The organism is Cetobacterium sp. (genome assembly GCF_051653945.1).
In the GTDB taxonomy this organism is placed as follows: domain Bacteria; phylum Fusobacteriota; class Fusobacteriia; order Fusobacteriales; family Fusobacteriaceae; genus Cetobacterium_A.
On record NZ_JBOFXD010000118.1, the window covers coordinates 1 to 21,818 of the forward strand.

The window sequence follows — 21,818 nt, forward strand, 5'->3', positions numbered from 1 at the left end:
TTTTCAACAGCGTGAGATGTTATAAATCCATCTTGGCAAACCATTGCAGGAAGCATAACTCTTGGATCTTCAGCTATTTTTACTGCTTGAATATAGTTATCATATGCCTCTTGATTTGTTTCACTATATATTTGAATCCATCCAGTATCTCTTGCTCCCATTGAATCACTGTGGTCTGCATTTATATTTATTGGTCCTGTTAGTGCTCTATTTATAAGTGCCATAGTTATTGGCAATCTCATTGAAGAGGCTACATATAGCATTTCCCACATTAAAGCAAGTCCACATGATGAAGTAGCTGTCATAGTTCTAGCACCTGCTGCTTGAGCTCCTATAGCTGCTGACATTGCACTGTGCTCTGATTCTACTGGAATAAACTCTGTGTTTACATTTCCATCTGCTACATACTTAGAGAAGTATTGTGGTACCTCAGTTGATGGTGTAATTGGAAATGCTGGCATTACATCTGGATTTATCTGTCTCATGGCTGTGGCTACAGCTTCGTTTCCTGACATTCTCTCTCTTATACTCATTTTCCTCTCTCCTCCTAAGCCTTTGTAAACTCTATCGCTTTAAATGGGCATACTGCAAAACAAACTCCACACCCTTTGCAGTGATCCTGATCAAAATCTAGTCTTTTTCCATCTTTAACTGGAATAGCTGAATCTGGGCATACTGGGATACATAGTAAACATTGCTTACAGTTCTCCTCAATAAAATCAACTTTCATTGTTCTCCAGTCACCAGTTTTAAAGTTTTCAGCACTTCCAGCTTCATATACTACTCCACCAGGAGTTATCTCTTGCCAAGTTATAGTTTCATCTATTATTCTACCGTTTTTATTTTTCATTATCCTTCCACCTCATCCATTGAACGCTTTAACGCACACATATTCCCCTCTAAAACTTGAGGTTTAGTACTAAATTTATGTTTAAACGACTCTTCCATATTTTTTATAAATTCAGCTTCTGGTATAAGTTCACTAACTTTTACAACTGCTCCTAACATCGGTGTATTTGGGAAATATTTTCCTAAACACTCTTCAGATATTTTTCTAGCATTACATGTATAAAGTCTTCCTGTATAACCTCTCAATTCAGCTCTTAATTCCTCAGGGCTTCTCTCACTATTTACAATTATAGCTCCCCCCTCTTTAAGACCTTTTTCTACTTCAATTGCTTTTATTAAAGTTTCATCTACTACAACTACAAAGTTTGGTTCATAAATATTTGAATGAACTCTAATTGGTTCATTTCCTATACGATTATAAGCTGTTATTGGTGCTCCCATTCTCTCTGGTCCATACTCAGGGAATCCCTGAACATACATCCCACTACTAAATGCTACATCTGCTAATAGAAGAGATGCTGTCTTTGCACCTTGTCCACCTCTACCATGCCATCTGATTTCTACCATTTTACTCATGATCTACCATCCTTTTTTAAATTTTGCTTAAATAACGATATATTGTTGATTCAGAAACATTTAAAGCTTCTGAGACCTCTAAAACTCCACCTCTTAAATCAAATATCCCCTTTTGGTGAAGTTTTTTTATAACATTAAGTTTCTCCTCCCCCTCTATCTCTTTCCAAGATACTTTACCTTTTAAAATCTCTAGTAAAGCCTTGTTTATCATCTCTTTTATAGAGTTTGGAAAATCCACTTCTGTTACCAACTCTTTTTCATCTTTTAAATTTAGACCAAAGTTTGCCATACTCTCCATTTGATAAGCTATATTTAAATAACTACTCACATCTACATTTACACATATCATTCCAATAATATTCTCATCTATATTTTTTATAAAAAATGTTGAGGATCTAAGAATTTTTCCTCCCACAACACCTTTTGAGTTTGTTATAAACTCCCTATCATCATAGAGTCGCTCTTTCAAAATTTTTAATCCAAATTCACTCATAGGAGAACCTATCTCTCTTCCACTTACATGGTTGTTGAATATCTCGATACTAGAACTACTTATATCTGTTAAATCATGAAGAACTACCTCTACATTTTCTCCATAACATTTAGACATAAATCTTGCTACTTTTCTGTACTCTTCTAAGATCTCTAAGTCTCCTTTCAACTTTATCCCCCTCCTTTTCCAATATAGGTATATACCCCACACCTTTCAAAAAGTCAAAAAAATTTTCTTACAATAAGAATTTTTTTCTCATTTTTCATATTCAATAACAAAAGGGAGTTTCCTCCCTTAATTTTCTAATAATCCTATTTTTTATACCGCTTTTAAGCTAACTCTAAACCATTTCTTAAATCTGTAATTATATCCTCTACATCCTCAAGTCCTACAGAGATTCTAACTAAACCATCAGTGATTCCAGCAGTTAATCTCTCCTCTCTTGTATATGGTGAGTGTGTCATTGAAGCTGGATGCTGAATAAGTGTTTCTGTATCTCCTAAAGAAACTGCTAGAGAACAAAGTTTTAAGTTATTTAATAAAGTTTTTCCTGCATCCATTCCACCTTTTAGTTCAAAGGCAAAAATTCCTCCAAAGTCTTTCATCTGTTTACATGCGATCTCATGTCCTGGATGTGTTTTTAATCCTGGATAAAATACTTTTTCAATCTTAGGATGAGCATTTAAAAACTCCGCCACTTTTCTAGCGTTAGAACAGTGTCTTTCCATTCTAACTTCTAATGTTTTCATTCCTCTAATTACATAGTAGGCATCCATTGGACTTAAAACTGCTCCAGTCATATCCTTTACTCCAACAAGTCTAACTTGAGTTACTAAATCCATTTTACCTACAACAAAACCTGCTATTACATCTCCATGTCCATTTAAATATTTTGTAGCTGAGTGAACAACAACGTCTGCTCCCAGTGTTAAAGGTTTTTGACAGTATGGTGTTGCAAATGTATTGTCCACTACAACTAATATATCATCATTGTGTGTGTGAGCTATTTTTGAAACTGCTTCTATATCCACAATCTTCAGATTTGGGTTTGCTGGTGTTTCTAAATAAACAACTTTTGTATTATCTTTTAAAGATCTCTTTACAGCTTCTAAGTCTGAAGTATCTATAAACTCTACATCTATTCCAAATCTTGTCAATCCATGACTAAGTAGTGCAAATGTACATCCATAAAGTGTTTTATCTGCTAAAACGTGATCTCCAGCTTTTAAAACTGTCCACATAACTGAAGCTATCGCTCCCATTCCTGAAGCTGTAGCCAGTGCTGCTTCCCCCTCTTCTAAAAGAGCTAATTTTTTCTCTACAACTGTTACTGTAGGGTTTCCTAGTCTTGAATAAATATATCCCTCTTCCTCTAGAGCAAATCTTTTTCCCCCTTGCTCAGCTGAATCAAATATAAATGTTGATGTTTGATAGATTGGTGTAGCTAAAGTTCCAAAAGGATTTTTCTCACTTCCACCATGAATCGCTATTGTTCCAAAACCATTTTTCATATTCTTATCCATAATAACTCCTCCCTATGAAACCTATTTTTAACTCAATTATACCTCTTTTATCTCTTAAAGCAAGGTTTCAAAGGAAAAACTGTTATATAACAGTTTTTTGGAAAAAATATTTGGAAAAAATAAAAGCCAGATCTCACGATCTGACTCTTTATCTCAATACATCACTATATAAAAACATTGCTAAATAAAAGTAAATCACTAAAGCTAGTGCATCAACAATAGTTGTAACCAATGGTCCTGCCATTATAGCTGGGTCTAACTTTAATTTTTTTGCTCCAATTGGAAGTAATCCTCCAACTAGTTTTGCTATTACTACTGTTATACCTAAAGTAACTGATACTAATATTGACATTTTAAAATCTTGCTTTAATATATAGTTCATACGTAAAAAGTTTACAGTTCCTAGTCCTAATCCTACGATTAAACTTACTCTTAACTCTTTCCACACAACTTTTAAATAATCACTCATTTTAATCTCTCCCAAAGCCATACCCCTTATTATAAGAGTTGACGATTGAGAACCAGCATTTCCTCCTGTATCCATAAGCATTGGAATTGCTGCAGCTAAAACGACCATCTGTTCTATTATCTCTTCGTATTTACTAATAATTGATCCTGTAAATGTAGCTGAAACCATCAGTACTAAAAGCCATGTTAAACGATTTTTAGCTAGATGTAAAACTGAAGTTTCTAAATACTCCTCCTTACTTGGTGCCATAGCTGCCATTTTCTGGAAGTCCTCTGTATTTTCCTCTTCAATAACATCTACCATATCATCTATGGTAATAATTCCTACTAAAATATTTTCTTTATCAATTACTGGTAAAACTGTTAAATCATACTTTTTAAATAACTTTACAGCTTCCTCTTGATTTGTTGATGTTTTTACAGAAAGTATATTTTTATCCATAATATTTTCTATAATTTCATCATCTGAAGATGCTAAAAGTTTCTTTAAAGTTATCTCTCCCTCAAGCTTTTTATCCTTATCTATAACATAGGCAACATCTATAGTTTCAAGTTCCTCCGCATACTTTCTTATATGCTCAAGACTCTCTTTTACAGTCTGATTACTTTTTAGAGAAAGATACTCTATTGTCATTAAACTTCCTGCTGAATCCTCTTCATAAGATAAAAATTGATTTATTAAAGATCTGTTTTCATGCTTGTAATTTTCAAGCACTCTCTTCACAACATTTGAAGGCATCTCCTCTAAGAAGTCAATCATATCATCAAAATATAGCTCTTCCAACAGCGATTGAAGTTTATCATCATTTATTGAGCCTACAATTTTTATCTGCTCATCAGCATCTAAATTTGCGAATACTTCCGCCGCTAACTCTTTGTGCAAAAGTCTAAAAAGAATAATTATATCCTTCTCATTTTCACTATTAGCTTCAATAAATTCAGCTATATTTACAGGAGTTTCTAAGTTTAGAACCTCCTTTAGATTTTTTAAATCTTTTTTTAATAGAAGCTCTTTTACTTTTGTTTCAAACATTTTTCCTCCTTGAGTTTTGCAGAGGAAAATTGAGAAAAATTTCTAGTCCTTTCCCCTACAAACTATGTATTAAATTGTTTTTATTTTTAGTCCGTTTGGGGTAACTATCCATCTTTTCTCTCCTTTAATTTATTTTTGTTTTTCAACCTTTAAATTATACCTTTTTTATAAAAAAAAGTAAATATTTTATATTTTTGTATAAAAAAAAAGCCTTAGAAAAATCTAAGGCTTTAAAATATCATTACTTTACAGTTACGATGTTAGATGCTTGAGGTCCTCTTTCACCTTGAGTTACATCAAAAGTTACTTCTTCCCCTTCTACTAACTTCTTGAATCCATCTTTCTTGATTTGAGAGAAGTGTGCGAATACATCTTTCCCGTCCTCACCAGTGATAAATCCAAATCCTTTTTCTTCGTTAAACCATTTAACAGTACCTTTCATTTGATACCTCCATAAAATTATTTTTTATAACTCTACAAATCTTAATCTTTAAATCAGAGGTTAAACAAACTCAAGTTACCTATAGGTTTCTCTTCTAAAAATTTTAAAACTTATATTATTAATCTATAAGTATTATACATGTTTTTTATTAAAATGTAAAGCTTTTTATCTAATTTTTTTATTTTTTATTTAGCTCTGCAATTGTCACAAACTCAAACCCTTTAGCTTTTAATTGAGGAATAGCTACTTTTAAAGCTTGAGCAGTCTTTCCATAATCGTGTAGCAACACTATTCCATTATCCTTTGCATTTTCTACTAAAAACTTAGCTATATAATCTGCATCAGATGGCTTCTCCCAATCTTTAGGACAAATATTCCACATAACTGACTCCATACCTAAACTCTTTTTTAGCTCCTCTTTTTGAGTTTTTCCTAAAGCCCCATATGGTGGTCTAAAATATTGTACTTTTTTATTTGTCACACCTGTTATAATTTTATTTGTACTTTCTAACTCTTTTTTTACATCACTCATTGGTAATTTTTTTAAATTTGGATGATTGTATGAGTGATTTGCAATTTGATGTCCTCCATCATATATTTTTTCTAAAATTTTTGGATATCTTTTTCCATTTGACCCTAAAATAAAAAATGTTGCCTTTGCATCATTTTCATTTAAAACTTCTAAAATCTCCTCTGTTACTTTAGCTTTTGGGCCATCGTCAAAAGTCAGAGCTATCCTCTTTGCTCCTTGAGCAAAAATAGACATAGTCATCATAAATGTTACTACTAAATACTTTAATCTCTTCATTATTTCCCCTCTCTTTATTTTTTCAATTAAAATATAACACAACACAATACCTTTGGTATAGATATTTTCTTTTTATTTTTCATCAATTAAGTTTAATACAAAATCTTCCTTCACTTTCTTTTTTAAATTTAAAATTTTTTTTATTTTATATAAAGGAAAGATATAACTTTTTTCAAAGTAATATATTACAGTAATTAAAATTTGGAAAAAAGGGGGGATTTCTATGAATTATACTCTTTATAAAACTTTCGGTTCTCATCTGAAAAAAAATGATGGTGTTGATGGAGTTCTCTTTACTCTTTGGGCACCTAATGCTATGGAAGTTTCAGTCGTTGGAGATTTCAATGATTGGGATGGAAAAAGAAACTATATGAATAAGGATATTCAAACTGGAGTTTGGTCTCTTTTTATTCCTAATTTAAAAGAGGGAACAGTTTATAAATATATGATTGCTGATAAAAATCAAAAAATATTTATAAAAAGTGATCCATTTGCCTTTTATTCTGAAGTTCGGCCCAATACTGCTTCCATAGTTTATAACCCCTTTAAATCTTTTCCATGGGAAGATAAAATTTGGCTAGAAAAAAGAGAACAAGATAATCTCTATAATAAACCTATCAGTATTTATGAACTACACTTAGGTTCTTGGAAAAGAAACTATAACCGTGGGGACGGTCTTGAAGATGGCAGTGAATTTCTCAACTACCGAGAGATTGCTAAAAAACTTGTGCCATATATTATAGAAACAGGTTTTACTCATATTGAGATTCTTCCTCTCACTGAACACCCTTTGGATACATCTTGGGGATATCAAGGAGTTGGGTATTTCTCTATTACAAGTCGCTATGGAACACCTGAAGACTTTAAATATTTGGTTAATGAATGTCATAAAGCTGGAATCGGTGTAATTTTAGATTGGGTTCCTGGACATTTTTGTAAAGATGCTCACGGTCTGTATAGATTTGATGGGACACCTCTCTTTGAATACGAAAACGAAATTTTAGGGGAAAATCCCACTTGGGGAACTGCTAACTTTGATTTTACTAAACCCTTTGTCAGAAACTTTTTATTATCAAGTGCAACATTTTTATTTGAATATTTTCATATTGATGGAATTCGTGCTGATGCAGTGTCAAACCTTCTATATCTTGAATATGGACGTGAAAAAACAGGTCTTAAAAACTCTCTTGGTGGAGATGCTAAGTTAGAAGCTATCGATTTTTTAAGAACACTCAACGAAGTAATTTTTAAACTTTACAAAAATCCACTTATGATTGCTGAGGAAGCTACATCTTGGCCTTTAGTAACTTCTCCTACATATAAAGGTGGTCTTGGGTTTAACTACAAATGGAATATGGGCTGGATGAATGATATGTTGAAATATATGTCTTACACACCTTGTGAAAGAGAAAAAAATCATAATCTTTTAACATTTTCTATTATGTACGCTTTTAATGAAAACTTTATATTAGCTCTATCTCATGATGAAGTAGTGCATGGAAAAAAATCTCTTCTTGATAAAATGAGCGGTGATTACATTCAAAAATTTGATTCTCTTAGAATGTTTTATGGATTTATGTTCGGTCATCCAGGAAAAAAACTTCTTTTTATGGGAGGAGAGTTTGGACAATTTATTGAGTGGAGATACTACGAAGAGTTAGAATGGAAACTTTTAAAATATCCACAACACGACTCTTTGAAAACTTATGTTAGTAAACTCAATGAATTTTACAAATCAGAACCAGCTCTTTGGGGAAAAGATTCAACTTCTGATGGATTTCAATGGGTTAATCATAAAAACCATACCCAAAAACTTATAACTTTTATAAGAAAAGGAGATAATTTAGAGGATTTTATTTTAGTTGTTTGTAACTTTACTAAAAACGAATATATAAATCACTCTATCGGTGTTCCAAGAATGTTTGAGTATATGGAAGTTTTTAATAGTGATAAGGATATTTTTGGTGGTAGTAACCAAATTAATAGTGAAATTATCAAGCCTATAAATAGAGAGTTAGATGATCAACCTTTCTCTATTTCTATAAATATAGCTCCACTTTGTACACTATTTTTAAAGCCAATATTAAAAAAAGGGGGAATTTAACTATGAAAAAGAAAATGATAGCTATGATTTTAGCTGGTGGTCAAGGAAGTAGACTTAAAAAACTTACAAAAGATGTAGCAAAACCTGCTGTTCCTTTTGGAGGTAAATATAGAATTATTGACTTTCCACTAAGTAACTGTGTCAACTCTGGAATTGACACAGTTGGAGTTTTAGTTCAATATAAGCCATTTTTATTAAATAGACATATTGGAGTTGGAAGCCCATGGGATTTGGATATAGAGGGAGCTGGAGTTAGTATTTTACCTCCATACTCTACAGAAAGTGAAAATCGTTGGTACAAAGGAACTGCTGATGCTATATTTCAAAATGAAAACTATATTGATATGTATAATCCTGAATATGTTCTAATTCTATCTGGAGATCATATTTATAAAATGGATTATGATAAAATGTTAAGTTTTCACATTGAAACAGAAGCAGTAGCAACAGTTGCTGTTATTGATGTTCCTCTTGAGGAAGCTTCCCGTTTTGGAATTATGAATACAAATGAAAATAATGAAATCTATGAGTTTGAAGAAAAACCAAAAGAACCAAAAAGTACTTTAGCAAGTATGGGTATATATATTTTTAGTTGGTCTGCTCTTAAAAAAGCACTCAAAGAGGATCAACAAGATAAATATTCAGATAAGGATTTTGGAAAAAATATTATTCCTAAATTTTTAAGAGAAGGTCATAAACTTATGGCTTATCCTTTCTCAGGATATTGGAAAGATGTTGGAACTATTGAAAGTCTTTGGGCTGCAAATATGGATTTACTAGATAGCTCAAACCCCATTGATCTTTTTGATAAAAATTGGAGAATATACTCTCAAGCTACAAATAAACCTGGTCACCTTCTTGAAGAAACGGCAGTTATTAAAAACTCTATTATTTCAGAGGGGTGTATTATAAAAGGTGAGGTTGTTAACTCTATTATATCATCTGAAGTTTTTATAGAAGAGGGGGCTAAAGTTCACAACAGTGTAATTTTAGCTGGTGCAGTTTTAAAAGAGGGAAGTTTTGTTAATAGAATAATTTTAGGTGAAAATGTTGTTGTTGAAAAAAATGAGCATTTTGGTAGAAAAGATGAGATTCTGTTTATCAGTGGGGGGGATGAGTAATGTTAGCAAAGTACACAGGAATTATTACTTCTTTTGAAAGTAGAGATCTTTTAAAAGCTTTAACAACACATAGAGGGATTGCTACTGTTCCCATTGCAGGAAAGTACAGAGCTATCGATTTCCCATTATCATATATGAAAAATGCTGGAATTAGAAATATACATATTCTTACTGGTAAAAATTGTCGTTCTCTTAGAAATCATCTAGATGTTGCTAAATCTTGGGGACTAAATAGAAAAAATGGTGGACTTACAATTCATAATGGAGAGGTTGAAAGTGATACTGAACTTTTAATTGAAAACTTTGATGATCTTTTAAAATCTAAAGATGAGATGATTGTTATCGCTCCAACTTATATGATTGCAAATATCGATTTAGATAAAGCTATGGAATTTCATGAACTATCTGAAGCTGATGTCACTGTTATATATAAAAATATTCCTGAACCTTCAGAAAATTTTCTTGGATGTGACATCTTAGAGTTTAACGAAAAAAATCATTTAACGAGAGCTTGTGCTAATTTTTTACCTAAAAAAAATCAAAATATATCTTTAGAGATATTTTTGATAAAAAGATCTCTTTTAATGGCTTTAATCATGTCTAGACCTCATAATCAGACATCTTTAAAAGATATTATCTACAGAAGTAAAAACAACCTGAAAATTAGGGGGTTTGAGCACAAAGAATATCTTTCTTGTTTAAACTCACTAGCGAACTACTTTAAAACTAATATAGATTTAATAAACTCTAAAACTTTAAAAGAGATTTTCTTTAATGAAAACAGACCTATTTTTAGTAAAGTTAAAGACTCAATCCCTACTCATTATTTAAGCGAAGAGGTTGTAAAAAACTCTATTATTTCCAATGAGTGTTTTATTGAAGGAACCGTTATTAATAGTGTGCTTTCTAGATATGTAAATGTAGAAAAGGGGGCTAGAGTAGAAAATTGTATCATTCTTCAAAATTGTACTATAAAAGCTGGTACACATTTAAAGAATATTATTGTTGATAAAAATGTTGTTTTAGAAGAAACAGAGTTAGAAGGAAACCCTTCATATCCTCTTGTTATTCAGAAAAAATACAAATTTTAACTTTTACAAGGAGGAAAGAAGATGAAAAATATCAATCTGCTTTTTGCCACTTCAGAAGCTGATCCATTTTTAAAGGTTGGAGGTCTTGGAGATGTATCTCACGCTCTTCCAAAAGCATTAAAAAAAGTTGGTGTTAATGCTAAAGTTATACTTCCTAAAAACGGAAATATTCCTAAGAAATTTGTTGAAAAAATGAATTTCTTAGGTTCTTTTACTGTACCTGTTGGTTGGAGAAACCAATATGCTGGTTTATTTCACTTAGAATATGATGATGTGGATTTCTATTTTCTAGATAATGAATACTATTTCAAAAGACACATACCCTATGGTCACTATGATGATGGAGAGATTTTCTCTTTCTTTTGTAGAGGAGTTTTAGAGGCTGTTAAACATATACCTGATTTTTCTCCTGATATCATTCACTGTAATGATTGGCATACAGGAATGATTCCTGTACTTTTAAAAGCTTTTTATAAAGAGGATTCACTTTTAAAAAATACAAAAACTGTTTTCACAATACACAATTTAAAATATCAAGGTGTATTCTCTAAAGATATCTTAGGAGAACTTTTATGTCTTGATCCATCATATTATTCAGAAGACAAACTTAAATTCTATGATGGTGTATCTTTTATGAAAGGTGGTCTTATATACTCTGATTTAGTCACAACCGTTAGTGAAACTTATGCTAAAGAGATTACATACCCTTTCTATGGAGAGAAATTAAATGGACTAATTATTGAACTTGGAGATAAGGTTCATGGAATTGTAAATGGAATTGATTACACCCTATACGATCCTAGAAAAGATGATAAACTCTATGCTAATTTTGGATTAACTAATTTAAAGAAAAAAGCTATAAATAAAACCGAGTTACAAAAAAGATTGGGATTACCCGTTGATGAAAACGTTTTAATGGTTGGGTTAGTTTCTCGTTTAGTCAGTCAAAAAGGTCTTGATCTTATAAAGTGGGTTATGGATGATATCTTAAATATCAATCTTCAATTTGTTGTTTTAGGAACTGGAGATGTACAGTACCAAGATTTATTTAACTACTACTCATATATTAATCCTGGAAGACTCTCAGCTAATATAACATTTAGTGATGAGTTAGCTAGAAAAATATATGGTGCATGTGATCTATTTTTAATGCCATCTCTATTTGAACCATGTGGCATAGGACAACTTATAGCCATGAGATATGGAACTGTTCCTTTAGTTAGAGAAACTGGTGGTTTAAAAGATACTGTTTCCAACTTTAATCCTGATACTTTGGGAGGAACTGGATTTGTTTTCCAAAACTACAATGCCCATGATATGCTTTTTAAACTTGAATACGCTGCTAAAGTTTTCTATGAAGACAAAAAAGCTTGGACCACTCTTATGAGATCCTGTATGAAATATAACTCTGATTGGAAAGAGTCCGCTAAAAAATATAAATCGTTGTATGGAGGTCTTTTATGAATTTAACTAAAAATCAATTTAAAGAGGACTATATTAAAAGACTTACTCTAACTTTTGCCCAAACACCTACTGAAGCTTCTCTAGAACATAAATATTTAGCTCTTGGAAAACTTATTAGAGATTATATATCTGAATCTTGGGCAGAAACTAACAACTACTACACTAAGAAAAAATGTAAACAGATGTACTACTTCTCTATGGAGTTCTTACTTGGAAGACTTTTGAACTCATATCTTTTAAATCTAAATATTAGAGATGTGGTTAAAGATGGACTTAGAGATTTAGGAATAGATTTAGATACTCTTTTGGAGCTAGAACCTGATCCTGCTCTTGGAAATGGAGGTCTTGGAAGACTTGCTGCATGCTTTATGGACTCCCTTGCATCTCTTGGTTTTCCTGGACATGGATGTGGAATAAGATTTAAACATGGACTTTTTAATCAAAAAATTGTAGATGGATATCAAAAAGAGATTTTAAACAACTGGTTAAAAGAGGATTTTTTATGGGAGATTAAAAAACCTGAAAAAACTGTAACTGTTAGATTTGGGGGAGTTGTAACTTTAGTTAATACTCCTAGTGGTATCGAACCTGTATACTCTGGGTGTGAAGAGATTGATGCTGTCCCTTATGATATCCCTATCTTAGGTTCTAATATGGAAACTGTTAATACTCTTAGACTTTTTAGTGCTGAACTTCCTGAAGAGGAGATTGATTTAAATGGACTTCAAAAAGGCGAATATCAAAAGCTCATTGATAAAAAATTTGCTGTTGAAGCTATTTCACAAATTTTATATCCTGATGACTCCAGTATGCGTGGTAAACTATTACGTTTAAAACAAGAGTATTTTTTTGTTAGTGCTGGACTTCAAACTATTTTAAAAAGATATAAAAAACTTAAAGAATCTATTCATAAATTCTCTGATTTTGTAGGTATTCACATAAATGATACACACCCTTCCATAGCTGTTGGTGAACTTATGAGATTACTTTTAGATGAAGAGGGGCTTGATTGGGATAGTGCTTGGGATATAACAATTAAAACCTTAGCTTATACTAACCACACTATATTGACTGAAGCTATGGAAAAATGGCCTTACGATATGTTTAAAAAAACTGTCCCTAGAGTTCTTATGATTATTGAAGAGATTGACAGAAGATTCTGTGAAGAGATTAGCAAAAAATATGAAGAGGATTATAGTAAAATTGATTCTATGAGAATAATATATAATGGAGAGGTTAGAATGGCTAATCTAGCTATAATAGGTTCTCACTCAATCAATGGTGTTGCTAAAATTCACACTGAAATTCTAAAAAATAGAGAACTTCATGACTTCTATCTTCTTTATCCTGAAAGATTTAATAATAAAACAAATGGTATTACCCATAGAAGATGGTTAAAAAATGCAAATCCAGAACTCTACAAATTAGTTCTTGAAAAGAGCTGTCCTGACTGTTCAAACGATACAAACAAATTTATTAATTTTTTAAAATATATAAATGATGACAATGTTTTACAAACATTGGATAAAATCAAATTTAAAAACAAAGAGAAAGTAGTGGATTTTGTTAAAAATAATTATAGTATTGATATAAATCCATTTTCAATCTTTGATGTCCAAATTAAAAGACTTCATGGATATAAAAGACAACTACTTAATGTTTTTAATATAATCTATCTTTATAATCAACTAAAGGAAAACCCTGAGCTTGATATTGTTCCTCGAACATTCTTTTTTGGTGCTAAAGCTGCACCCTCTTACTATTTAGCTAAAAATATTATAAAACTTATAAACTCTGTAGCTAATGTTGTAAATAATGACCCTGATATTAGAAATAAGATTAAGGTTGTATTCCTTGAAAACTATGGAGTTTCCATAGCTGAACTTATAATTCCAGCTGGAGATGTGAGTGAACAGATTTCAACAGCTTCTAAAGAAGCATCTGGAACTGGAAATATGAAATTTATGATGAACGGAGCTGTTACTCTCGCTACCCTTGATGGAGCCAACGTAGAGATTTATGATGAAGTTGGAGATAACAATATTGCTATATTTGGGCTTACTTCCCAAGAGGTTATGGATTTAGAAAAAAATAGAACCTATAATTTTAGGGATATTCTAAACTCCAATCCTGACTTACAAAAAGTTATTAATCAACTCAGTGATGGAACTTTCTCTGAAAATAAGGAGGAGTTTAAAGATATCTTAAATCATATCTATGGAGAAGGGGACCCTTACTTTGTTTTAAAGGATTTTTCTTCGTATGTTGAAGCTCAAAATAAAATTAATACTCTTTATGAAAATAGGAGAGGTTGGTTACAAATGTGTTTAGTCAACATTGCACACTCTGGAAAATTCTCTTCTGATAATAGTATTAAAAAGTATGCTGAGGACATTTGGCACATTAAGGAGGTGAAAAGAGGTGAATAGTCTTTCTTATTCATTACCTAAAGATTCAATTTTATTTGATTCCCAAGATGAAAGATTTAAGACACCTTTTGGAGCTACTCCTTGTGGAGATAATATTACATTTAATATCTTTACTCAAAAAAATATCAACTGTTTAAACATCAATCTAATTATAAAAAATGGTAAGCAACTAGAGTTTAAAATGCTTCCTAAAGATGAAAAAAAAATTGGAGACCATGACTACATTGTCTGGTCTCTTAATTTCACAGTTCCATCTTTGGCTAAAACTATCTTTTATCACTTTAAAATAACCATAGGAAACGAAAATACTATTTTTTATTATGGTAATAACTCCCTAGCTCTTGGAGGAGTTGGAGAAATCTATGAAGATTATCCAATTGATTATCAAATTACCTTATACTATAAAAACAATCCCACTCCTAACTGGTTTAAAGAAAGTATTGCTTATCAAATTTTTCCAGATAGATTTAAAAATGGAAATAAAGATGGAAAAGTTAATGAACCTAAAATTAATAGTTTTTTATATGGACAATGGTCAGATATTCCTATGTACATAAAAAATAGTAAAAATGAGATAGCACGTTGGGATTTTTTCGGTGGTAACTTAAAAGGAATCACTGAAAAGATAAACTATCTTAAAGGTTTAAATATTGGAACTCTATATCTAAATCCTATTTTTGAAGCTACTAGCAATCATCGTTATGATACTAATAACTATCATAATATCGATCCTGTTTTAGGCTCATATAAAGATTTTAAAGATATGGTCAAAGAGTGTAAAAAAAGAGGAATATATACAATTTTAGATGGTGTTTTTAATCATACAGGAAAGGATAGTCTTTACTTTAAAGAGGCATCTACCTCTAAATCCTCTCCTTTTTATCCATGGTATAGATTTCAAACCCACCCATACGAGTACGACTGCTGGTGGGGAATTAAAGATCTGCCGTGTGTAAATGAGTTAGAACCTAGCTTTTTTAAATATATTGTTGAAGGGGAAAATAGCGTTATTAACCATTGGATGAAAACTGGTATTAAAGGATGGAGACTTGATGTAGCTGATGAACTTCCTAGTTTTTTTATTGAAAGTTTAAAATACAAATGTAAAAATATCGATTCTGAATCTGTGATTATTGGAGAAGTTTGGGAAGATGCTAGCAATAAAGTAAGTTATGGTCAAAGAAGAGAATATTTTAATGGTAAGCAACTAGACTCTGCTATGAACTATCCTCTTAGAACATATCTTTTAAATTTCTACAATGGTTCTATCGATAGCGAAACTCTTTGTAAATATATGAACTCTCTAAGGGAAAATTATCCTAAAGAAAATTATTTTGCATCTTTTAATCTTTTAGGAAGCCATGATGTAAAAAGAATAAAGACTTCAGTTAAAGATATAGTAAAAGATTTCAACCTTGAACCTCAGTATTTAGAGGCTGCAACAACTAGGGTTTTAAAATCTTTAAGTTTAATTCAATTTACTCTTCCAGGAGTTCCTGTTATTTACTACGGAGATGAAGTTGGAGTAGAAGGGGGTAAAGATCCAGATAATAGGAGAACTTATCCTTGGGGTAAAGAGGACCAAGATCTTTTAAATTGGTATAAAAAAATATCTTTTTTAAGATCTAGTTCTAAAGTATTAAAAAAAGGTGAAATTAAATTTTTTTCACCCCATCCTGACGTATTTGCTTATATTAGATTTTTTCCCAATGAAAGGGACTTTATAGGAGTTCTTACAAATAGAGATCCAAATAAATCAAAAATTTTTAAAATTAATTTGAAGGAATTTCTAGGACAATTTAGTAATAATATAGCGACTGACATATATCGTTGGAACGACCCCCTAATCGTTCCAACTGATTCATCTACTAATTTCCCAATAAAAATCCCCCCACTAAAGACCCTTTTATTTAGTAGTAAAAGTGTCTAAAAAAAGCTGAGCACTCCCCCCTGCTCAGCTTTTTTCCTAAGGGTACTTGTGAGTGTTTTCTCATAAACACTTTCAGAAAAAATATTTTTAAAAAAAATTATTTGACAATTTTATTTTCATAGTTTATAATCAATCAAACTTTAGTAGTTTAAGAATTTTTTAAAGGAGGTCAGGTCATGTTATTTAGAAATGATAGGAATAGGGTACAAAACAATAAAAACTCTATATTCTATTATATTCTTAGTAATTTTTGATGCTGGCCATCCATTTTTATTCTCATAACTATGGATTACTTTCGCAAAATTATTTACCCTTTTAATTTTGGAAGGTCTAAGAGTATAAGTCTATACTCTTAGACCTTCTTTTTTTATACCAAATACTAATATAAAGGAGATTTTTTATGGGAGATTACTTGAGTACACTAAAAACAATTTTTATTGATGGTTACAGATATCAATATGTTCTTCAAGGCTTAGCTTTTTCAGTTGGTGTTACAGCTTTTTCAGCTATCTTTGGTGTTATTTTTGGTATTTTTATCGCACTTTTAAGACTTTCACCTAGATTCAAATGGGTAGCTATTTGCTATATTGATCTTATTAGAGGAACTCCAGCAGTTGTTCAACTTCTAGTTCTAGCTAATATTATTTTTGCTGGATTCCGTGACATGCCTATATTCTTAGTTGCGGGTATTGCCTTTGGAATAAACTCTAGTGCTTACGTTGCAGAGATTATTAGAGCTGGTATTGAAGGTCTGGATAAAGGGCAAATGGAAGCTTCTAGAGCTCTTGGAATGAGTTATCCCATGGCTATGAAAGAGGTTATAATTCCACAAGCTATTAGAAAAATACTTCCAGCCTTAGTTAGCGAATTTATAACTCTTTTAAAAGAGACATCTATAGTTGGATTTATTGGTGGTGTAGACCTTTTAAGATCTGCAAACATAATTACATCTCAAACTTATAGAGGAGTTGAACCACTACTTTTAGTTGGTTTAATATATCTAATTCTAGTTGGAATCTTCACAAAAATTATGAGAGGCGTTGAAAAGGGGTTGAGTAATAAATGATAAAAGTTGACAATCTATTTAAAAACTATGGAGAACTTGAAGTTTTAAAGGGAGTTTCTACTCACATCATGAAAGGAGAAGTTGTTGCTGTAATTGGTCCTTCTGGAAGTGGAAAATCCACATTTTTAAGATGTATAAATCGTCTAGAAGAACCTACTCTTGGACACATCTATATCAACGGAGAAGATATTATGAGTCCAAAAACAAATATAAATCATATGAGAGCTAAAGTTGGAATGGTCTTTCAGCACTTCAACCTTTTTCCACATAAAACAGTTCTTGAAAATCTTACTTTAGCTCCTATGAAAGTTAAAGGTATGAAAAAAGAGGATGTTGAAGAAAAAGCTCTTCTTTTACTAAAAAAAGTAGGATTAAAAGATAAAGCTTTAGCGTATCCAGATCAACTTTCTGGTGGTCAAAAACAAAGAATTGCTATAGCTAGAGCTCTTTGCATGGATCCTGAAGTTATTTTATTTGATGAACCAACATCTGCTCTTGATCCAGAGATGATACGTGAAGTTTTAGATGTTATGAGAGATCTTGCTAAAGAGGGGATGACCATGGTTGTAGTTACACATGAAATGGGATTTGCGAGAAAGGTTGCAGATAGAGTTCTATTTATGGATCAAGGCTCTATTTTAGAAGATACAACACCTGATGAACTTTTTGACGGAACTAATCACTCTAGAGCGAAAGATTTCATTGAAAAGGTTTTAAATCATTAATATAGAATATTTTTAAACATTGAGGAGGATATTATGAAAAAGATTTTAAAAAATTTGGTTTTATTTTTAATGTTAATTATGAGTACTTTAACTTTTGCAAAAGGAAAACTTTATGTTGGTACAAATGCTGAATTTCCACCTTTTGAATACCTTGATAAAGGGGAGATAGTTGGATTTGATATAGACTTAGTTAAAGCTATTGGGGAAAAATTAGATCTGGAAGTGGTTATTAAAGACATGGCTTTTGATGGACTAATTCCAGCTCTTGAAACTAATAAAATCGATATTGTTATTGCTGGAATGACAGCTAGTGATGAAAGAAAAATGGCTGTTAATTTTTCAAATTCATACTATACAGCTAACCAAGTTATAATTTTAAATGATAATAATAGCGACATTAAAATATTTGATGATTTAAAAGGAAAACTTGTTGGAGTTATGCTAGGATTTACTGGAGATGTTGTAGTTAGCGAGATGAAAGATGTTAAGTCAAAAAAATATAACGCTTCTTATGCTGCCATTATGGAGTTACAAAACAATAAAATTGATGCTGTTGTTTTAGATTCTGAAACTGCTTTAAACTATGTTAAGAATAATAAAGGGTTAAAATTAGCAGAAACATCTGGAGAACCTGAAGAATATGCCATTGCTATTTCTAAGAAAAACAGTGATCTTTTAAATAAAATCAATATCGCTTTAGATGAATTAAAAAAAGATGGAACTTACGAAGAATTACTAAAAAAATATATGTAGATATGTAAAAATCCCCCATAAATTATGGGGGATTTTTATTTTTTATAATAGCTTTATCTACTTTTTTATGATATAATTTCCCCTTAAAATATATTTTTGGAGGTTCTTTTGAAAAAAACTTTGGTATTACTAATCACCTTTATTTTTAATAGTATTTTACTTATCTCTTCTGATAATTCTTTACAAGATAAATCTATGTTTCCTTTACTTGGAAACGAAGCTCGTAAAATGGGATATGAACTTCCAAACCCTTATGGAATAAATGTTATATATGTAGATATGAAACAAGATGTGGATATAAAATCTATAAGTTTAACTAATCTCTCAATTGGAAAATTAAATTTAGGTAATTTAGGTAAACTTGTTTCTGTTAAAGCTGAGTCTGCCAAGACAGTTAATACAAATAAACTAGTTAAAGCTGATCTTTGGGTTTTCCCTTTTTTAAATGTTTATGGAATTTTAGGAGAAACAAAGGGCCATTCTACAGCTCTTGTTGATATTAATTTAGGTAATTCTCAAATTTTAAAAAATTATGATTTTACTTTAAGATATGAGGGAACTACTTATGGAGTAGGAACTGTTCTAGCAGGAGGATATAAAAACTTCTTCTCTTTAGTTGATTTCAATTATACTAATACTACTTTAAATATTATTGAAGGAAATATCTCTGCTTTTGTAATCTCTCCAAAAGTTGGTTATAACTTTGACTTTTATAGCACTAAAAACTCTATTTGGATTGGAACTATGTATCAAAATATTACCCAAACTTTAAAAGGGGATATACCTATTTCTAATATTCAAGGAAAATTTGAAGTAAAAGAGAGCACCTCATCTCCTTGGAACAATGTTATTGGTTTTAGAAGTGAGATAAATAAATCAGTTGAATTTACAACTGAAGTTGGTTTTGGAAAAAGAAAGAGTGTAACACTTTCTTTAGGGTATAGATTTTAAAAAAAGCTGAATCTCTCTTCAGCTTTTTTATTTATCTACACTATTTAAATGAACATCCATTTGTGGAAATGGTATACTTATATTCTCTCTATCTAAAGCACCTTTAATACCATTTAACGTTTCTTTGTAAACTGTCCAATAATGCTCATTTGTTGCCCAACCTTTTAAAGCAATATTTATAGAACTATCTGCGTAAGCATCCACATGACTATATACTGGGGGGTCTGTCAAAACTAATGGATTATCTCTTAAAAGTTTTTCTAATGCCTCTCTAGCCACATCTAAATCAGCATCATAAGATACTCCTATTATAAATTTTAACCTTCTAATTGGAGTCTTCGTATAATTGATTACTTTATTTGAAACAATAGATCCATTTGGTACTATCACTAAATCATTATTATGAGTTCTTACTGTTGTAGAGAAAATATCAATATCATGAACATATCCCATCTCTCCAGAGATATTTACTTCATCTCCAACTTTATATGTTTTAAAAACTAAAACAATTATCCCCCCTGCAAAATTTGATAGGTTATCCTTTAATGCTAAACCAACACCTATTCCTAATGTTCCAAAGAATGCTAGTAAGCTACTTTCTTTTACTCCCATAATTAAAAGACAAATCGTTATTAATGTAGCATGTAATCCCACATATAAAATTGATTTAATAAAACTTCTAAGAGATGGGTCTATTACATTCTCTTTTTTAGTACTATTATAAATTGGAGCTACTTTTTTTACTAGTTTTAAAACAAAATAGTATATCCCTATACAGATAAATAGCTTTATTATAAAAAATAAAAACTCCACTGTAAAATTAACAAGAATATTTTTGTCAACTAAGTGATTTAAAACTTCTTCTACAAAACTTTGTGACTTAAGTTCCACTTTTTCCTCCTAAATATTATATCTTTTAAATTTTTTAAACTAAATAAATTCTACAGATGAAACAAATTTGATTTATTACTATATAACAAAATCCTCTATCTTTTAAATCTTTAAAAGACAAAGGATTATTTATTAAGCTTGATACTCTTTAGGTATTATTCCTTTTGATTTCCAATCCTCTATTGGAATCTCTATTTCAACTATCTTTCCGCTTCTGATATCTAAAACCCATCCATGAATTCTTGGATATTTTCCACTCTCAATCCTATTTCTTATAACTGATAATTCAAATATATGTTTTAATTGCTCCAATACATTTAATTCTGTTAATCTATCTAACCTTTCCTGCTCTGTTGCTAAACTTTCTAACTCCTCTTTATGCTCTACTTCTATCTTTTTTATTGGTACTAACCAACTTGATATTATTGAAGAGTGTCTACACTTGTCATGAGCTGTTTTTATCCCTCCACACTCATAATGCCCCGAAACAATTATGTGATCTACTTCTAACTGTTCAACTGCATACTCTAAAGTTGCTAAAAAATTCATATCATTAGAAAATACCTGATTAGCTATATTTCTATGAATAAAAAAACTTCCAGGTTCACTTTGAGTAAATGTGTCAATGGGCATTCTGCTGTCTGAGCATCCTATATATAAGAACGGTGGATTTTGACCTTTAGAAAGATTTTTAAAATAGTTCTTATCTAAATCCAATCTTTTTTCTACCCATTCTAAATTCGCTTCTAATAACTCATTATAATTTTGCATTTTTCCTCCTTAAAACCTATATAGAGTATTACCTACATTTTACTATATTTTACAATATATTTCTACCTTTTTAGTGGCTTATTTCCTTTAGTTTCATATATGGAATTTTTTTATAAAATTGACGTTGTTTAAACCTCACTATTTTTATAAAATTAATTCAATTAATAAAAGAAATTTAAGGGGGTTTAGAGAATGTTAAAAAAACATGAAATCATAGATAGACTTATAAATACTGGAGTTGTTGCTGTTGTTAGAGCTGAAAACTTAGAGGAAGCTAAACGTGTTTCTAATGCTTGTATCGCTGGTGGGGTTAATGCAATTGAAGTAACT

General features: G+C 30.9%; 19 protein-coding genes and 1 pseudogene. 10 read left to right on the forward strand and 10 right to left on the reverse strand.

What is annotated here, in order from left to right; genetic code table 11:
• The 8 genes and pseudogenes from porA to ACRC8M_RS13250 all read right to left on the reverse strand — a co-directional run.
• Window positions 1-533, reverse strand: a pseudogene (gene porA / locus ACRC8M_RS13215) (pyruvate ferredoxin oxidoreductase); the annotation flags it as partial.
• A 14-nt stretch (window positions 534-547) separates the two neighbouring features.
• On the reverse strand, window positions 548-850 hold the full coding sequence (locus tag ACRC8M_RS13220) for a 4Fe-4S binding protein (RefSeq protein ID WP_256690485.1): 303 nt from the start codon (window positions 848-850) through the stop codon (window positions 548-550).
• Window positions 850-1,425 carry a 2-oxoacid:acceptor oxidoreductase family protein gene (locus tag ACRC8M_RS13225; protein ID WP_023052085.1) on the reverse strand — a complete coding sequence of 192 codons (576 nt, stop codon included), beginning with the start codon at window positions 1,423-1,425 and terminating at the stop codon, window positions 850-852. The genes ACRC8M_RS13220 and ACRC8M_RS13225 overlap by 1 nt, the downstream gene beginning before the upstream one ends.
• 16 nt (window positions 1,426-1,441) lie before the next feature.
• Complete coding sequence (locus ACRC8M_RS13230; protein ID WP_438529563.1) at window positions 1,442-2,086, reverse strand: helix-turn-helix transcriptional regulator; 645 nt, start codon at window positions 2,084-2,086, stop codon at window positions 1,442-1,444.
• A 161-nt stretch (window positions 2,087-2,247) separates the two neighbouring features.
• Entirely contained in the window at window positions 2,248-3,441 is a 1,194-nt protein-coding gene (gene megL, locus ACRC8M_RS13235; RefSeq protein WP_438529564.1) for a methionine gamma-lyase, read from the reverse strand.
• Window positions 3,442-3,589: 148 nt separating this feature from the next.
• The gene (gene mgtE / locus ACRC8M_RS13240; protein WP_438529565.1) at window positions 3,590-4,942 is read right to left on the reverse strand and encodes a magnesium transporter; all 1,353 of its coding nucleotides are present in this window, start codon (window positions 4,940-4,942) and stop codon (window positions 3,590-3,592) included.
• A 241-nt stretch (window positions 4,943-5,183) separates the two neighbouring features.
• Window positions 5,184-5,384, reverse strand: a complete 201-nt coding sequence (locus ACRC8M_RS13245) for a cold-shock protein (RefSeq protein WP_438515913.1) — start codon at window positions 5,382-5,384, stop codon at window positions 5,184-5,186.
• A 178-nt stretch (window positions 5,385-5,562) separates the two neighbouring features.
• Window positions 5,563-6,192, reverse strand: coding sequence for a polysaccharide deacetylase family protein (locus ACRC8M_RS13250; RefSeq protein WP_438529566.1), 630 nt, complete (start codon window positions 6,190-6,192; stop codon window positions 5,563-5,565).
• A 223-nt stretch (window positions 6,193-6,415) separates the two neighbouring features.
• Here ACRC8M_RS13250 and glgB point away from each other — a divergent pair, with 223 nt between their 5' ends.
• The 10 genes from glgB to ACRC8M_RS13300 all read left to right on the forward strand — a co-directional run bounded on the left by glgB (window position 6,416) and on the right by ACRC8M_RS13300 (window position 19,826).
• Window positions 6,416-8,296: a 1,4-alpha-glucan branching protein GlgB gene (gene glgB, locus ACRC8M_RS13255; protein ID WP_438529567.1), complete on the forward strand. Its 1,881-nt coding sequence runs from the start codon at window positions 6,416-6,418 to the stop codon at window positions 8,294-8,296.
• A 2-nt stretch (window positions 8,297-8,298) separates the two neighbouring features.
• Window positions 8,299-9,417, forward strand: coding sequence for a glucose-1-phosphate adenylyltransferase (locus ACRC8M_RS13260; RefSeq protein ID WP_438529568.1), 1,119 nt, complete (start codon window positions 8,299-8,301; stop codon window positions 9,415-9,417).
• On the forward strand, window positions 9,417-10,508 hold the full coding sequence (gene glgD / locus ACRC8M_RS13265) for a glucose-1-phosphate adenylyltransferase subunit GlgD (protein ID WP_438529569.1): 1,092 nt from the start codon (window positions 9,417-9,419) through the stop codon (window positions 10,506-10,508). The genes ACRC8M_RS13260 and glgD overlap by 1 nt, the downstream gene beginning before the upstream one ends.
• 21 nt (window positions 10,509-10,529) lie before the next feature.
• A complete protein-coding gene (gene glgA, locus ACRC8M_RS13270) occupies window positions 10,530-11,972 on the forward strand; it encodes a glycogen synthase GlgA (RefSeq protein ID WP_438529570.1) in 1,443 nt (480 codons plus the stop codon).
• Complete coding sequence (locus ACRC8M_RS13275) at window positions 11,969-14,401, forward strand: glycogen/starch/alpha-glucan phosphorylase (protein WP_438529571.1); 2,433 nt, start codon at window positions 11,969-11,971, stop codon at window positions 14,399-14,401. The genes glgA and ACRC8M_RS13275 overlap by 4 nt, the downstream gene beginning before the upstream one ends.
• Window positions 14,394-16,331, forward strand: a complete 1,938-nt coding sequence (locus tag ACRC8M_RS13280; RefSeq protein WP_438529572.1) for a glycoside hydrolase family 13 protein — start codon at window positions 14,394-14,396, stop codon at window positions 16,329-16,331. Before ACRC8M_RS13275 ends, ACRC8M_RS13280 begins: the two co-directional genes overlap by 8 nt.
• Before the next feature lie 400 nt (window positions 16,332-16,731).
• Window positions 16,732-17,397 carry an amino acid ABC transporter permease gene (locus ACRC8M_RS13285; RefSeq protein WP_438529573.1) on the forward strand — a complete coding sequence of 222 codons (666 nt, stop codon included), beginning with the start codon at window positions 16,732-16,734 and terminating at the stop codon, window positions 17,395-17,397.
• Window positions 17,394-18,122: an amino acid ABC transporter ATP-binding protein gene (locus tag ACRC8M_RS13290; RefSeq protein ID WP_438529574.1), complete on the forward strand. Its 729-nt coding sequence runs from the start codon at window positions 17,394-17,396 to the stop codon at window positions 18,120-18,122. The genes ACRC8M_RS13285 and ACRC8M_RS13290 overlap by 4 nt, the downstream gene beginning before the upstream one ends.
• A 33-nt stretch (window positions 18,123-18,155) precedes the next feature.
• On the forward strand, window positions 18,156-18,875 hold the full coding sequence (locus ACRC8M_RS13295) for a basic amino acid ABC transporter substrate-binding protein (protein WP_438529575.1): 720 nt from the start codon (window positions 18,156-18,158) through the stop codon (window positions 18,873-18,875).
• Window positions 18,876-18,983: 108 nt separating this feature from the next.
• Window positions 18,984-19,826, forward strand: a complete 843-nt coding sequence (locus tag ACRC8M_RS13300) for a hypothetical protein (RefSeq protein ID WP_438529576.1) — start codon at window positions 18,984-18,986, stop codon at window positions 19,824-19,826.
• A gap of 27 nt (window positions 19,827-19,853) precedes the next feature.
• Here ACRC8M_RS13300 and ACRC8M_RS13305 read toward each other — a convergent pair whose 3' ends face one another.
• Together ACRC8M_RS13305 and ACRC8M_RS13310 are read right to left on the reverse strand one after the other, a co-directional pair.
• On the reverse strand, window positions 19,854-20,717 hold the full coding sequence (locus ACRC8M_RS13305) for a mechanosensitive ion channel family protein (protein WP_438529577.1): 864 nt from the start codon (window positions 20,715-20,717) through the stop codon (window positions 19,854-19,856).
• Window positions 20,718-20,849: 132 nt separating this feature from the next.
• Complete coding sequence (locus ACRC8M_RS13310; protein WP_438529578.1) at window positions 20,850-21,488, reverse strand: carbonic anhydrase; 639 nt, start codon at window positions 21,486-21,488, stop codon at window positions 20,850-20,852.
• Window positions 21,489-21,818: the final 330 nt, after the last annotated feature.